Annotated in this window: 15 protein-coding genes; 2 read left to right on the top strand and 13 right to left on the bottom strand. The window is 47.2% G+C overall.

Annotated features, from left to right (window positions below):
• The first annotated feature begins 21 nt into the window (after positions 1 to 21).
• Positions 22 to 492: a chemotaxis protein CheX gene (locus KZ771_RS01150; RefSeq protein WP_133539536.1), complete on the top strand. Its 471-nt coding sequence runs from the start codon at positions 22 to 24 to the stop codon at positions 490 to 492.
• Between the two features lie 25 nt (positions 493 to 517).
• Here the strand turns inward: KZ771_RS01150 and dnaB are convergent, their stop codons facing one another.
• The 13 genes from dnaB to KZ771_RS01085 form a co-directional block, all read right to left on the bottom strand.
• Entirely contained in the window at positions 518 to 1,909 is a 1,392-nt protein-coding gene (gene dnaB / locus KZ771_RS01145) for a replicative DNA helicase (protein ID WP_133539537.1), read from the bottom strand.
• Positions 1,910 to 1,957: 48 nt separating this feature from the next.
• The gene (locus KZ771_RS01140; protein WP_290654123.1) at positions 1,958 to 2,926 is read right to left on the bottom strand and encodes a DUF4097 family beta strand repeat-containing protein; all 969 of its coding nucleotides are present in this window, start codon (positions 2,924 to 2,926) and stop codon (positions 1,958 to 1,960) included.
• Positions 2,927 to 3,275: 349 nt separating this feature from the next.
• A complete protein-coding gene (gene rplI, locus KZ771_RS01135) occupies positions 3,276 to 3,728 on the bottom strand; it encodes a 50S ribosomal protein L9 (RefSeq protein WP_133539539.1) in 453 nt (150 codons plus the stop codon).
• 35 nt (positions 3,729 to 3,763) lie between these two features.
• On the bottom strand, positions 3,764 to 3,991 hold the full coding sequence (gene rpsR / locus KZ771_RS01130; RefSeq protein ID WP_006956988.1) for a 30S ribosomal protein S18: 228 nt from the start codon (positions 3,989 to 3,991) through the stop codon (positions 3,764 to 3,766).
• Positions 3,992 to 4,000: 9 nt separating this feature from the next.
• Positions 4,001 to 4,300 carry a primosomal replication protein N gene (gene priB, locus KZ771_RS01125; protein ID WP_133539540.1) on the bottom strand — a complete coding sequence of 100 codons (300 nt, stop codon included), beginning with the start codon at positions 4,298 to 4,300 and terminating at the stop codon, positions 4,001 to 4,003.
• A gap of 34 nt (positions 4,301 to 4,334) precedes the next feature.
• Positions 4,335 to 4,685, bottom strand: coding sequence for a 30S ribosomal protein S6 (gene rpsF / locus KZ771_RS01120; protein WP_290654122.1), 351 nt, complete (start codon positions 4,683 to 4,685; stop codon positions 4,335 to 4,337).
• A gap of 142 nt (positions 4,686 to 4,827) precedes the next feature.
• Entirely contained in the window at positions 4,828 to 5,265 is a 438-nt protein-coding gene (locus KZ771_RS01115) for a signaling protein (protein ID WP_290654121.1), read from the bottom strand.
• Positions 5,255 to 6,001 carry a 23S rRNA (guanosine(2251)-2'-O)-methyltransferase RlmB gene (rlmB, locus tag KZ771_RS01110; protein ID WP_133539542.1) on the bottom strand — a complete coding sequence of 249 codons (747 nt, stop codon included), beginning with the start codon at positions 5,999 to 6,001 and terminating at the stop codon, positions 5,255 to 5,257. The genes KZ771_RS01115 and rlmB overlap by 11 nt, the downstream gene beginning before the upstream one ends.
• Positions 5,998 to 8,313, bottom strand: coding sequence for a ribonuclease R (gene rnr / locus KZ771_RS01105; RefSeq protein WP_133539543.1), 2,316 nt, complete (start codon positions 8,311 to 8,313; stop codon positions 5,998 to 6,000). Before rnr ends, rlmB begins: the two co-directional genes overlap by 4 nt.
• 145 nt (positions 8,314 to 8,458) lie before the next feature.
• Positions 8,459 to 11,008 (bottom strand): acylase, encoded by a 2,550-nt coding sequence (locus KZ771_RS01100; protein ID WP_290572388.1) that lies wholly within the window; start codon positions 11,006 to 11,008, stop codon positions 8,459 to 8,461.
• A gap of 111 nt (positions 11,009 to 11,119) precedes the next feature.
• Positions 11,120 to 11,911 (bottom strand): PhzF family phenazine biosynthesis protein, encoded by a 792-nt coding sequence (locus KZ771_RS01095; protein WP_290572390.1) that lies wholly within the window; start codon positions 11,909 to 11,911, stop codon positions 11,120 to 11,122.
• 23 nt (positions 11,912 to 11,934) lie between these two features.
• Entirely contained in the window at positions 11,935 to 12,786 is an 852-nt protein-coding gene (locus KZ771_RS01090) for an MBL fold metallo-hydrolase (protein WP_290572392.1), read from the bottom strand.
• A gap of 263 nt (positions 12,787 to 13,049) precedes the next feature.
• Complete coding sequence (locus KZ771_RS01085) at positions 13,050 to 13,952, bottom strand: hypothetical protein (protein WP_290654120.1); 903 nt, start codon at positions 13,950 to 13,952, stop codon at positions 13,050 to 13,052.
• A gap of 259 nt (positions 13,953 to 14,211) precedes the next feature.
• On the opposite strand from KZ771_RS01085, the gene KZ771_RS01080 reads away from it, so the two are divergent.
• Positions 14,212 to 15,402 (top strand): hypothetical protein, encoded by a 1,191-nt coding sequence (locus KZ771_RS01080; protein WP_290654119.1) that lies wholly within the window; start codon positions 14,212 to 14,214, stop codon positions 15,400 to 15,402.
• The last annotated feature ends 266 nt before the right edge of the window (positions 15,403 to 15,668 follow it).

Here is a 15,668-nt window from a genome sequence, read left to right as displayed (position 1 = left end):
ACGACATAGGGACAAGATTGCATGAATGCTGAGTTCGTAAACCCATTTCTGCAGGCATTACAAAATGTAATGTCGATGATGGCGCAAACGGAATTGAAACCCGGAAAGCCGCAGCTTAAAAAAGATGATGTCGCGCGAGGCGATGTGTCCGGCATTATCGGTATGGTTGGGCCACAAATAAAAGGCTCGTTTTCTATCTCTTTTGAAGAAAACCTGGCCTGCGAAATCATGAATAAGATGTTAGGCGAAATGCCAGACTCAGTTGATGACGAAGTCTGTGACATGGTGGGTGAAATTACCAATATGGTTACCGGTGGAGCCAAAAAAACCCTGGGTGAAAAAGGGTACGAGTTTGATATGGCTACTCCGATTGTTGTATCCGGTAAGGATCACACGATTTCACACCGTTCTGAAGGTCCCAGAATTATCATGCCTTTTAGCCATATTGCCGGCAAAGCCTACATCGAAATTTGTTTTGATAAGATTGGCTAAGGTTTATTTTAGCCGTCAACTCTAACTAGTAATGGTCATCGGCAGCTCGCGCAAAATTATCAAAGCGGGACAAGTGGCCATGAAACTTAAGCTCTATCTTGCCTATAGGCCCGTTACGCTGTTTACCTATGATAATTTCTGCCAGCCCTTTCTCACCGCTGTCCGGATGATAAACCTCATCCCGGTAGATAAACATAATGACGTCAGCATCCTGCTCTATTGAGCCGGATTCACGTAAATCAGAGTTTACCGGCCGTTTATCAGAGCGTTGCTCTAGTGAACGGTTTAACTGCGACAACGCAACTACCGGTACATTGAGCTCTTTGGCCAGCGATTTTAACGAGCGCGATATTTCTGCAATTTCCAGCGTGCGGTTCTCGGACATCCCCGGTACCGTCATCAATTGCAGATAATCCACCATGATCATTGATAAACCATCGTGATCCCGTGCAATACGACGAGCACGAGAACGCACTTCGGTAGGTGTCAGCCCCGACGCATCATCAATGTAAAGATTGTTTTTCTCGTTGAGAATATTCATCACTGAAGCAATGCGTGCCCAGTCATCATCCTCAAGTTTACCGGTCCGAACTTTGTTCTGATCAACCCGGCTTAATGATGCCAGCATACGCATCATAATTTGTTCTGCCGGCATCTCCAGACTGAATACCAGAACGGGCTTTTCTTCGTTCATTGCAATATTTTCAGCCAGGTTCATCGCGAAGGTTGTTTTACCCATCGACGGACGCGCGGCGACAATAATCAAATCCGATGGCTGCAGCCCGGCTGTCATCTGGTCCAGATCGTGGAAACCACTGGATACTCCGGTCACGCCGTTGTGGTTTTTAATTTTACTTAACGCGTCTATGCGCTCGATAGTCTTGGCCAGAATATCGCTGACACCCTTGGGGCCCTCTGTCGCGCTAGTACGTTTTTCGGCAATGCGGAATACTTTACTCTCCGCCTCATCCAGCAGTTCCTGGCTGGTTCTGCCCTGCGTATCGTAACCGGACTCGGCAATGTCATTGGCAGCTGCGATCATTTCGCGCAAAACAGCCCGTTCACGCACAATATTTGCGTAGGCTAAAATATTGGCCGCACTGGGGGTATTTTTTGATATTTCACCTAAATAAGCGAAACCACCCACTTTGTCCAATTCACCTGCGGCCTCGAGTACTTCAGAAACAGTAACCAAATCCATTGGTTGGCTGTTATCAGATAGTTTTTGTAGGGCCTGAAAAATCATCCGATGCCCGCGATGATAAAAGTCTTCGGCAATGATGCTGCCAGCCACTTTATCCCAGGCATCGTTATCAAGCATTAATCCGCCTAACACGGACTGTTCAGCCTCGATCGAGTGAGGCGCTGAACGCAGCGCCTCAATTGCTTTATCAGATTTTTTTGCAGCTTGGGCCATGCAAGACGCTTCTCTTGAGTGGTATTGAATAACCCGCCTACTATAGCGTTATTCGCTGCGAATTTCGATAGTTCCGGACACCGTACTCATTTTTACCCGCGCAGCGCCAGAGCCGGCAGTAAAGTCCAATGATGATGAGGCCCCCCAACGAGACTCATCAGCTTTAGCATCGGTAATTCCGTTGACAATGTCGCCGCCTGCATTAGCTTTCAGATCAAAGGTTGCGTTTACCTCACCCAATAAGCGGAAGTTTAAGTCACCGCTCACCGACGAGGCGTCCAGACTTGCGGTGTCGTTAAGCCCGAGCGTGATATCAACGTCGCCGCTGACGTTTTTTACATCGCCTGAATCGACGGCAGGCAAACGCATCTCTACATCACCGGAGACATTCTGCAACTGAAAGCGCTTTAAGGTATCAGACTGAACATCGACGTCGCCACTGACCGCCTGGTATTTTGCAACGGTCGCTGCATTTTCAATATCGGTAATATCACCACTTACCGTTTCTAAGGTAACATCGCCCGCTAACTGGCTGGCTTTGATATCACCCGACACCGTTTTTAACAGTACATCGCGGGCGGCATTGGTGAGCTTGATATCACCACTTACCAGGGTAATGTCTGTACCTGCCTGCAGGTCTGACGCACGCACGTCCATCGATACACCCTCTACTTTCAACGGGCTAGTTGATGGCATATACAGCGTTAGCTCCGAGCCTTCTTCGTCATTGTAACTCCAGCCGTTCTGCTCGGGCGTCCTAACCTCGATTCTCACGCCGTTGCCGCGTAGCTCAAAAATAAGCTCCTCGGCGTTTTCGTCGAGCGTTCCTACCAACCGAACCTGGCTTTTGTCATGTGTTATCACCTCTAACTCACCGCGCTCGTTATTGAGGTAAATCTGGGTGCCAGCACTAATATCGATGGTTTTATCAACCGGCTGTTGCGCCACACTGTTAAAACTGACCGAAGCCATTAGAACACCCGCCAATACCGGTAGGGCTTTTAATAACTTACTCATCGCACATCTCCTGTTTAGATCGCTTGTAATTTGGGTTGTTGCTGATAAGCCTGTTGCAACAAATGCAATTCTTGTTGGTTAATCCAGCGCAGCAGTTCGAGCATTTGCGCGTTACCGCCATTTTGTTGCATCGAGCGGATAAGTTGCTGCTGTTGAGCTTAATTCATTTGTTCAGGCAGTTTTATATCGGTGAGCTCGGACACCGTTGTCTCCCTGTCTATGCATTACTTTTTAAGTTATTTGCTAATGAGTCGCTATGGGTTTTAGCAGGGTTTACAGGCGGGGTAAATTTTTTCAAAAAAAAAGCTGCCGAATGGCAGCTTTTTCTCTGGTTGTTGGCACTTACTGATTAGTCAGCAGCAACAACTTTCAGGTTTACGTTAGCAAACACGTCTGCGTGCAAGTGCAATTCCAGCTCGTATTCGCCAGTTTCACGGATAGTACCGTGAGGCATTAATACTTCAGCTTTCTTCACTTCTACGCCGGCTGCAGTAATCGCGTCAGCGATATCACGCGTGCCGATTGAACCGAACAGTTTACCTTCGTCACCAGCTTTAGAAGCGATTTCGATAGTATCCAGTGCGTTGATTTTTTCTGCACGAGCTTCTGCTGCTGCTAATTCGTCAGCAAGCTTAGCTTCGTACTCAGCGCGACGCTGTTCAAACAGTTCAATGTTTGATTTGGTTGCAGGAACCGCTTTACCCTGAGGGAATAAGAAGTTACGTGCATAACCTGATTTAACGCTAACTTGGTCGCCTAAGCCACCCAGGTTAGCAATTTTGTCTAACAAGATGATATTCATTTTTCGCTACCCTTAATCTTGGAACCGTTGCTAACTTACTGATGTGAATCAGTGTAAGGCAGCAATGACAAATAACGAGCGCGCTTGATAGCACGAGCTAACTGGCGCTGATACTTCGCAGAGGTACCAGTGATACGGCTAGGAACAATTTTACCTGATTCGGTAATGTAGTTCTTCAGCGTAGCGATATCTTTGTAATCAATCTCTTTAACGCCTTCTGCCTTAAAACGGCAGAACTTACGGCGACGGAAAAAACGAGCCATGATGGTCTCCTAAATCTGTTCTAAGTGCTGAGCATGAAGTACTAAACGCGCCAGACCATTGTTGTCTTCGTGGCGATGCAGAAAACCTTCTGCGTGTACCTCACTACCCACCGTCAATTTTTGTAACCAGTGTTGTAACCCTTCACCGCTCATAACGAGCTGCAGTTTAACGTAACTTTGACGGTTCATTCCGGCTTCCGGTTGCATCGAACGGTGTTCGATGGTCACCAATAAGTGCTCGATGCCCGACGGACTGGTTTCCAGCTTGGCGGGTTTACAAACAGTACCGGTAATGTGTAGTCGATTCATACGTCTCTCTGAGGGTCTGCTTTACTCAAACGAGTTAGGCAGCTTCACTGTCACCTTTACGATCTTCCTTCGGCTTAGTCAGCGGCGAAGGTTCAACGATCGCTTCTTTTTTGCGCATAATCATGTTGCGCAATACTGCATCGTTAAAACGGAATGCAGTTTCCAGCTCTTCTACAACCTCTGCAGACGCTTCGATGTTCAACAGAACATAGTGCGCTTTGTGCAGTTTATTGATTGGATAAGCCAGTTGACGACGGCCCCAGTCTTCCAAACGATGGATCTGACCACCACCTTGCTTGATCGTTTCGCTATAGCGCTCGATCATGCCAGGTACTTTCTCGCTTTGGTCCGGGTGGACCATAAATACGATTTCGTAATGACGCATTACAGTTTCCTTTTGGTTCGTATAGCCTCGGTTCAGCTCAGCCGCACTGACATAGAAGCAAGGAACTCAACTAGTAGTTAATTCAATGGCTGATTTAAGCCGCGCGATACTAACGCATTTAAAGGTAAAAAGCAATTTTTGCTTATTCGCTGTCGGCGGCTTGGTGGGATGATTCAATACGGTCGGTCAGCAGGCCAACCAGGCGGCCAACCAATTCGTTTTTGACTTCGCTCTGACCGCGCACAACAATATGATCAAAACGTTTATCATTGCGATGCAAGGTGGCATCAATTTGTATCGCTCCGTCGCGTTCGACCAGCGCTATTACCACGTCATATTGCGCTTCGCGGTCACCCACTTTATGCCACTCGTGGCGCACCTCTAAGCGGTTATCAATATCTTCAGCAACCTCATTCAGGGTGCGGGTTTCTGTAGTATCAAATTGATACTCGAAGTTTACGTAGGGTTTGGTCGAGCGAATAAACTCACCCGACTCCCAGTTAGGAGTCCAGCTAATAAAAACCATTGCAATTAACACTAAGGCAATGGCAATGGGCAATAGTCGACGTTTAAGATCCATTGCGCTGTCTGACAACCTCAAATAAACACACGCCACTGGCGACCGATACATTTAAACTACTGACACTGCCTGCCAACGGAATCGATACCAGTTCATCGCAGGTTTCACGCGTTAAGCGGCGCATGCCTTTACCTTCAGCGCCCATTACCATCGCAGTCGGGCCCTGATAGTCTATTTCGTAAAGTGATTTTGTTGCTTCGCCCGCCGTACCGACAATCCAGACATTCAATTGCTGTAGTTCCCGGAGCGCACGAGCCAGGTTGGTCACTACGACCATTGGCACCACTTCCGCGGCACCAGAGGCGACCTTACGCACGGTCGGCGTAATCTGTACTGACTTGTCTTTAGGCACCACCACGGCGGTTACCCCAGCGGCATCGGCAGTGCGCAGGCAGGCCCCCAGATTATGCGGGTCGGTAATACCATCCAGCACTAAAAATAGTGGCGACTGCTCACTGTCATCAATCAATTTGGCAAAATCATGTTCGGTCAGCGTAGGCAAAGACGTTACCGTGGCTACCACGCCTTGGTGATTACCACCCTCAGCGCGTTTATCCAGCGCATGCTTTGGCACCCACTGCGGCCTGATGCCAATCGTATGCGTTTGTTGCACCAGTGCATTGACCGCATCATTTTGGCGCTCTTTAGAGACATAAAGCTCAACCAATCGGTCCGGATGGTTATCCAAAATAGAACGAACCGCGTGTAAACCAAATACCGTGACCTTTTGGCTCATGATGATTTTTTACCCTTGCCTTTGTTGCCCTTTTGCGGCTTCTTATTAGTTGGCTTTTTGCCACCCTGAGATTTTTTGCGCTGGGTTTTACCACTATTACGTTTGCGTTGTTTACCCGCAGGGCTCTCTGCCGCGATCAAGCTTAAATCGATCTTACGTTCATCCAGGTCAACGGTCTTAACTCGAACCTGAACTTTATCACCGAGGCGGTACACGGTGCGTGTATTTTCACCAATCAACAACCCTTTTTGATTGTCATACTGATAATAATCATCGCCGAGATTGCTAATATGAACCAGACCATCGATTTGGTATTCGTCCAGGCGAACAAACAAACCAAAGTTGGTTACCGATGAGACCACACCACTGAACTCCATACCGATGTGATCTAACATGAATTCACATTTCAGCCATTCATCCACTTGCCGCGTTGCATCATCAGCCCGACGTTCAGTCATCGAACAATGTACGCCAAGATCCTCCAGCTCACGCTCACTGTAAGCCCATGCACCCGTCAACGCTTGCTCTGTGCCTTCACGCTTACGCAGAATCGATTTAATCGCCCGATGCAGAATCAGATCAGGGTAGCGCCGAATCGGCGAAGTGAAGTGCGAGTAGGATTTAAGCGCCAGCCCAAAATGCCCTTCATTCTCAGACTGATAGACGGCCTGCTGCATTGAGCGCAGCAACATCGTCTCGATCAATTCATGATCAGGGCGATCTTTGACTTCCTCTAATAATTTACCATAGTCCGATGGCGTTGGCTTATCGCCGCCGCCCAAACTTAACCCCAGTTCGCCCAGGAAAGCCCTGAAACTGGTTAAACGCTCGTCTGCCGGTGCTTCATGCACGCGGAATAGCGCACCAATTTCTTCTTCGCTTTCAATCAGTCGCGCCGATGCAACGTTCGCGGCAATCATGCACTCTTCGATAATTTTGTGCGCCACATGACGTTTGACCGGTTCAATCCGCTCAATTTTGCGGTGCGCATTAAAAATAAAGCGCGTTTCCTGCGTGTCAAACTCTATGGCAGAGCGTTGTTTACGTACCGTAGCCAGTGCTTTATACACATTGTGCAGTTCTTCAATATTGCTGAGTACGTTTTTATACTGCTCGCGCAGTTCTGCGTCACCATCTAAGATTTGCTTAACTTTGGTGTAGGTGAGGCGGGCGTGTGAATTCATCACCGCCGGATAAAAACGCGAGTTTTTCAGCTTACCGCGCGGGCCAATTTCCATTTCCGCGACCATACACAAGCGGTCGACGTTAGGATTAAGCGAACACAGCCCATTAGAAAGTTTTTCCGGTAGCATCGGAATGACGTTATTCGGAAAGTAAACCGAATTACCGCGGTTAACGGCTTCGTTATCCAGCTGAGTCGACGGTTTTACGTAATAGGATACGTCAGCAATAGCTACCCATAAGCGCCAGCCTTTTTCTTCCGGCAAGGCACACACAGCGTCATCAAAATCACGTGAATCTTCGCCATCAATGGTTATTAATGGCAATTCCCGCAGATCGACACGGCCATCGTAAGCCTCTTTGGGTACTTCCTCGCTGTATTTTTCCAGCTCAGCGTCAATACCCTCTGGCCATTCGTTAGGAATATCATGCTCACGAATCGCGATTTCGATTTCCATACCCGGCGCCATATGGTCACCCAGTATTTCATAGACCTTACCAATAGGACTGGTGCGGCGATTAGGCCGGCGCGTAATGGTCACGACAACGAGTTGACCATGGCGCGCGCCAAGATTGTCGGCATGCGGTATTAAGATATCCTGACTAATACGCGAGTCATCCGGCACCACAATGCCCAAATCATTTTCGACAAAATAACGTCCGACGATATTACTATCCCGCGGCTCAACAACACGAACGACACGACCTTCGGCACGGCCGCGGTTATCGGTCCCGGCAGGCTTAATCAGTACTTTATCGCCATGCAGCACCGAATACATTTGGTGGTGCGGAATAAAAATATCTTTGCCGCCGTCATCAGGGCGACAAAATCCGAAGCCATCACGATGACCGATAATGGTGCCGCGGACCAACTGCATGCGCTCGGGCAGACCATAACAATTGGCTTTGGTATAGACTAATTGACCATCACGCTCCATTGCCCGCAAACGACGCTTTACACCAATATGCTGTCGCTCATCCTGCAGCTTAAAATGCGTAATAAAATCGTCAAAGGGCACTGGCTTTAAGCGCTCAGTTACCAGTTCAAGCAGTTCATCCCGTGACGGGATTTCGACATCGTATTGTGGTGTCGTTTGGTCGTTGCTGTTGCTTGCGTTGTTATCGGTCATAGAATCCTTAATTTTGCGCGTATCTTGCGTCTTTTACCTAACTAATAGTATACGCACCTGAATAGCTCTTGTCAGTTAATCTACCATGACAATAAAAAACCCCCGCTTACTTGCGGGGGCTGTTGCTGTGTTTTATCCGAAAAACTTATTCGTTTGGCTGCGATAAACTCAGCTCGCGAATGGTGTTTTCCTGGATATCACTGTTATCAAACCAAATCGGACGCAACTGTGGCTGTTGCGAGTACAGCAGCGTCTGGTCAATGTAGTGATCAGAGAACACGTTACGTGACTGCGAGTAACTCAGTAGTCCTTCAGCTACCGGACCGTTCTCGGTAAATTCCATGGTAAACATCCAGCTTGAACCGTAGCTAATATGATAGCCAAGGCCGGCTTCGGTCAGGTTGGAACCATCTGCTTCAGGATAAATTAAACGCGGATAGATGGTACCATCTGAACCGGTGTTAGCACGGAAGACGTTAAAGCCACCTTCAACGTTGTTAGCACCACCCCAGGGTAAGCGCTGACCCGAAGGTTGTCCGGTCGGTAATGCGCGTTCGACAAATTGCACTTCGCCCAACGGCGCGTCAATCGGTAATCCCAGTGACTGGATGCGCACCATGGCATTACCCAGATCCGTTAATACCGACACATTGTTTACCATGTCGCGCGGCGTATTAAGTGGATCAGCCGGATCAAACTCAACTTCCCATTTGGGGTTGCGATTAAATTCGGTAGCAAATTCACGGAACAACATCGCACCGACGCTATCTTTGTTCATCGTGCCATCCCACTGACCGAGCGTATCGCAAGCAGGTTTGATGCTGATATTGCCGGCCGCAGTAGATACCGGTTGTTCACCCTGACGGGTACACAACGCCAGCAGATCGTCCAACAGCACCTCAGCCAGATAGCTACGATTACTTAACAACTTCTCGGCGATATCTTCACGGGTAAACTTACCATCAGCAGAGCCACCTTCAGCCAGCATTTTTTGGCCTAAACGCGAACGCCACGATTGTTCGTTGTTGATTGGCCCCCACAACGGCGCAACATTCTCAATTGGCGCATCCGGGTTGGTTAGCCAATAACTGTTATTCGAGTTTTGTACAAAGTCAGTGCGCAACAGTGAAGGAGCACGGTCAAACGACATCTTGCCGTCTGCTTTGAACATTGCCGAATTACCCGGCATCACAGGGAAGCCGGCAGAAGCACTAATGCCCTGCAGCAAGGTGTTTTGCTCCCATGCAGCAATCGCTTCGTCGCTGATATTCGGCACCGATGAACCATCAGTAAAGAAGGCATCGCCATCGTCATCAACTGCCATCGCGTTGTTAAATACCGTACCGGTATAGTCAATAAAACTTTGGCGGTATTCTTCGATATTACGCGCCCGGTTCATTGCCAGCCAATGATCAAGCACTTCGTAGTTTGGCAAGTTGGCATCGTAAATCGCATAAGCGACATCTTTGCCAAAATCATCCACACCCCAGGTTAGTGGTGAGTTAGGAACTTTTATAATGGTACCGAACTCACTGTGGTAGCTGGTTTTTTCCAGGGTAATACTATTACCGCCGCCGACATTAACCCGAATCTGATGCGTCTTGGTTGTCATCTCAACCGGCTCACCATCGACCAAATAGATGGTACCCGATTCATCCGCTGGGTCCAGTTCTAATTGGTGCACAACAAAGCGGTTAGCGGTAGAGAAAGTATGCGTCCAGGCCACGTTCTCGTTAAAGCCGATATTAACCACACCCGGCATACCCGATAACGAGCCACCGGCAACTTTCAACTCGCCCGGAATTTCTATACCAAACTGCCAGAAGCGTTGGTTACCGGTATGCGGGAAGTGCGGGTTAGCCAACAGCATACCCTGCCCGGTTGCACTTAAATCACGCCCCACAGCCCAACCATTTGAGCCCATTTCGGTAGGATTCGGTTCCGGCATGTGAACGTCGACATTGGCCAGATTCAGACTCGCGGTTTCCTGACCCGGCATAACCGGTTGCGGCGCAAAGTCCTGCCCCGGAGGCGCTGCTACAAACACCGCACCCGTAAAGTTACTGGCTCCCGGCAACAACGCAACCCCTTGCGCATAGGTCAGCATATCGACCGGCGTAATTTCGCGCACAAATGGTTGGCCGGCACATTGAGGGTCAATATTCGCAACACCGGTATCGTTCAGGTACTTGTTATAACCCGCCGCATAACCTTCAAGTAAGGCTTTAGATTCGTCAGTCAGGCTGTCATAGCCCTGCTCCGCGTTGTCACGGATACCTAATGCTAAAAAGCCAAAATCATCGATTAAGTTTTGGCTGTTACCCGATCCAATCGGGTTATCAGGACCAAAGAACATGGACCGCTGAGAATTAAACTTAACGATTTGATCGGCAAGGATACAAATATTGTCTTGCGCAAAGGCATAACCCACTCCAAACGCCATACTTTCGACATTGTCGGCAGTTATGTAAGGTACGCCATAGTCTGTCCAGGTAATATCTGCGGTTAACTCGCCATCTGTATCAAAGGTAGTTAACGGCTCCTGTTCCGGTAACGGACTACTGTAGTCAGGTTCTTCCGCCACTGGCGGTGCTTGGTATTCCGGTACGTCGTTTTCAAATTCACAGCCAGCGAGCGTCACTACGCCAGCCAGGATCATCCCCTGATAAATCCGACTTTTTGTTGGCAAATTCATCGCTTTTTCCTTGTTATTGTCTTTAATTTTTAAAACGATACTGCCTTATTCGTTTAGTGCTTGAGTATGGAAGCTACTGGTCGAACCTGCAAGTCAATTTCTGCCGGTTTGTTACAGCTTTATCGTACCTTTCAGGTAATCTACCGCAGTGCCATGTATCTGCACCCGGTCACCGACCACGACACACTGCAATGTTCCGCCACGACGGGATGCCTGGCGGGCTAAAATGTGGTTTTTATTTAAACGTTGCGCCCAGTATGGCGCCAGTTGGCAGTGTGCCGAGCCGGTTACCGGATCTTCAGGTACATTAAGTTTGGGGAAGAAACAGCGGCTGACGCAGTCATAGTTGCTACCGGGGGCGGTAAATACGACCCCGCGCGAATCCAGCCGCTGTAAGACGGATAAGTCGGGGGAGAGATCCAGCACCTGTTGCTCATCAGCAAGAACAACAATGTGGTCAAACCCCAGCAACACGGCTTGCGGCTCAACATTCAGTACCTGGCTAATGGCCTCAGGCACAGCAACCGACTCCGGCAGCGTCGCCGGAAAGTCCATCATTAAACCTTGTTCTGTGCGATGCACAATAAGCTCACCGCTACGGCTCTCGAACGACACCTGCTTATGAGCGTAGCCCAAGTGCTCAAAAACCACATGCGCAGCGGCTAAGGTTGCGTGGCCACACAGATCCACTTCAGCTGCGGGCGTAAACCAACGCAGCTGATAGCGCTCACCCTGCGGCACAATAAACGCGGTTTCGGATAAATTGTTTTCTTCGGCAATTTTTAACAGCAGGTCATCAGCAAGCCATTGCTGCAATGGCACGACTGCTGCCGGATTCCCCTCAAAAACACGCTCAGCAAAAGCATCCACCTGAAATAAATCGAGTTCTTTTATACCGCTCATACCCACTGCTATCCATTGTTGTGTTAACGTCGGTCAAAGTATGACATATCGATCAGGGTATCGTGAACGCCCTTGATATTTAACGGTAACCACTGCTCATACATGGCCAGCTTTTGGTAACTATCCAGTCTGATATCCTGCTGCAGTTGCGTCAGCGATTTACCCGCCAGCATACCGTCACGAACCGCCGCATAAAGATCCTGTAGATAGTTGAGGTAATACTGTACGTCATGAGCAGTTCCCATCTGCGCATGAGCCCCAACAAACACATCAAAGGCAGGCCGCTGCAGTAAGGCTTTGGTCGAGCGGATCATGCCGTGGATATCGTAACCCGGCAAATCCTGATATGGCATGCGACCAACCACCACCCAATCGGCAACAAACATCACATTGGCCGGCATAAACCGCATACTGACGTTACCACGACCATTATTGGGACCATAATAATCCAGCTCTACCCAACTATCGCCCAGTTTCACCGTTAAATGGTCAGAAAACGTCTGCGTTGGCATCGCCGTTGGTGTTTGCGTCCACTCAAGATCCTCGGCGGCGTACTCATGCGCAATCACTTCCATCGAGTCATCAGCAATGCCCTCGCCACCTAACGTGTGATCAACATGGTTGTGGCTGTAGGCAAGGTAGCGTATCGGCTTATCAAAACGCTGCTTGATTTGTTGCTTAAGGTATTTAGCCGCCGCAGGATTAATTGGGTCAGTCACAAAAACGCCATTGTCGGCAACCATAAATACACTATGATAATGACCCGTGCTAAACCGGTAGACGTTGTCTTTGACCTGTTCGATGCGGTAATCGGTGGTGTTTGCTAACCCCAGTGGGTGCATTAATAACAACCCCAACATGATAAATAGACGCATAAATGCCTCAAGCGCGGAATAAACTAAAAGCTTAAACTAACAAGGAAGCGTTTTAGATCAATAGCGTGATTTGGTGCTGTGGTTTTAAAGGACTATTTCTAACTGATTATTTCTAACTGATTATTTCTAACTGATGGTGCCGAGGGGGGGACTTGAAAGTTTCCTCTTATACCTTACTGGTAAAGACTTGACTTAAACCAAATGAAATTAATAGCACCAAATATAGCACCATACAAGTAACATGTTTTTGTGCGAAGGCCTTACTAATCGAATTTGAGCGTTTTATTGTCCTCATCCGAATCATAGATAGCTTGCATACAGGTATTACTTTTTTTGGGAATGTCCGGATCCTGATGTTGCCCACTTCTTGTCATAAATCGTGCAGCTCGTTGCGTCTTAGTAAGGTTAGCTGTAGGTTCAACTTCTTTATTAGTGTCTTCCGACTTACCCGATAGCATATCGCCATCATTCCCATCCATGGTATCACTCTCAATCTGGCTACCGGTGCTGCTCTCGTCAAACTCTTCATCATAAACTTGATTATCGGATACACTCGAGTTATCCCCGTCATTACTGCGTTCAATATCGAACTGCCGTTCCTGGTATGCGTCTCGCTGCAGCTTGCCTAAGCTCTCAAGCTGGCTCTTGTAGTCTTCGTTCTCAGTTTCTAATTTCCTGACTTCGTTTTTCAGCTCTCGATTTTCAGCACGTAATTGTCGTTGTTCTTGCTTTATTGCCTTAATTTCATCCTTAAGCTTTACAACGTAATCCAACTCGTCCTTCAGCAGTGAATCAACGACTAAGTTTTGGGACGCTTTGCATATTTTACGCAACCCCTGTAAACACTCATAGCCTTCCTTCGTTAGTTCTATAGAGGTTGACTTGACGTCTTTTGATTTACGTCGCCTGTGACTAGCTACTCTCTGTCGTACTTTTTGAATGATCGCGTTTTTTGCAAGTTTTGAAGTCCCTGTAGATGATGGGAAGTGTCTATCCAGTACCCTGGCGAACTCTTTGTCAAGCGGAAGAGATAGTTCGTCAACGTCTACATACATTATACCGTCTTGGTGTATCGACACCTGTTGCTTAAAAACTTTTATTGCCAGTTCCCGCTCTTCCGCTGATGCATTTCTCAGCCAGGCAAATTTTTCTTCTAACGACTTCATAATGCAAACCCATCATAAATAGTCTCAACACATTAGCGAAGCCATAGTTTTTAGTCAAATTACATGTGTCAATTAACCGTTAAAAAAACCACCTAAGAAACATAACTCAAAACAGTTACATAAACGTCTATCAAAATGATAGCAACACCTTTTTTAAGGTTAGTATTAAAAACTGATGAAAAAACTGTTTAAAAACCGAACTAAAAAACGTATTATATTTATTATAATAATAGGGTATTAAAAGAGAGAGTATATTGTTTTGCATGAACACAACATATCAATCATTTCACTTTATTATAAACTACTATTCCTTAAAAGATTTCAATCTCTAGATCAAAAAACAAGAGCAGCTTTAGGAAAGTCATTAGGGATTGGCACAAATGCATTAAAAAAATACTTGGATCCCTTATTGGATAGTGAGTGGATCAGTAAGGATAAGACTGTAGTAAGCGGAGAACTCGAAACACGCTTTTTCCCGCTTAAAGAAGATCCGCTTCAGTTATTTGAGGGCTCCCACATCGAGCTCATCAAATCGCTACTGAAATGTATGTATTCAGAAAGAGATATTTTGGGTAAAGCTGATCGCCTTTCGCCCGAAAACATAACTCTGCTGTGTCTGCTCCTATCCCGAGCCGACACTCATGGAGTTTCTGAAGATTTATCCAGCTCTGAGTTTAAGAATATTCTTGGAATGACTGATGCCCAACTTAAATCTCAAATCAAAAAGCTACGAAGACTTAGAGCAATCAAGGTTGTGGTACCTGGTAGAGTATTCAAAAATGTCATCGGTCGTCAGAACACAATTTACCAAGTGAACGTTGACCGTTTGAATAGGCAGTTTTTGGAGGGGGGCGAACCGACCGTTCGTCATAGAACAACTATTTTTGGCGAGCGGCCCTATGCATTGCGGATAAACTATAGATTTGACAATAAGCAACACACGCCATTGCTTGGTAGCGGTGTGCCTCATGCTCAAACATTGGCTTTTCAAAAACTAGTTGACTTCAGACTAACCCAGTATGCCAGCGATTTGGTTAATGAGTTACTATCTGGACCTGATGGTATTCAGCAAATAAATGCTAATGAGGATTCGTTTGAAGTCGACGTTCAAATGATACAAGACGGCGTTGAAAAGCACTTCCCTGAAACAATACGGAAAACCGCGCCAAAAAAAAAGCCAGTGAAAGTTAATAAGCAGTCCGGCAACCTAAAGCCTGTCAGGAAAAAGGCTTCTACAGAAAAAAACCAACCCGCTGATCTAAATGCCTTGGATAGTCAGCTATCAAATCTGCATCAACAACTGGTGAAGCTCAGTGTTCAGTTAGCACGAATGTGTGTGCTTAAACTTCGGCAGTTGCCTAGCAACTCTGGAGTCATCAAGAATGTGCATATGCTGCCCTCGAACGCTCCTTTATCAGGTGATTATTTGATTACCTATATTGTTAAATAGGTGAGACAGCACTTCTATATTATCCCAGAACCAACTTATGAAAATCTTGGGCTACTGCTAACTACTTAAAACGAAAACACTTTAAATGCTGACCTTGCTCATGTTGGTAATAGTAATATATACAACCCTCACTACCACTGTTTACATCATTCATTAGCACGCCTAGTAACCAATGCTTAGCCGGTGATAGGTAAGCCCTAAAGCTTACCGTCTGCCTGATGGTTAAAAATTACAGGATCAGATCTCATATGAACCCATAACGAGAT

Source organism: Idiomarina sp. (genome assembly GCF_019431395.1).
Lineage (GTDB): Bacteria > Pseudomonadota > Gammaproteobacteria > Enterobacterales > Alteromonadaceae > Idiomarina.
The sequence above is the reverse complement of the archived record's forward strand: the minus strand, read 5'-3'. Positions and strand labels throughout refer to the sequence as shown.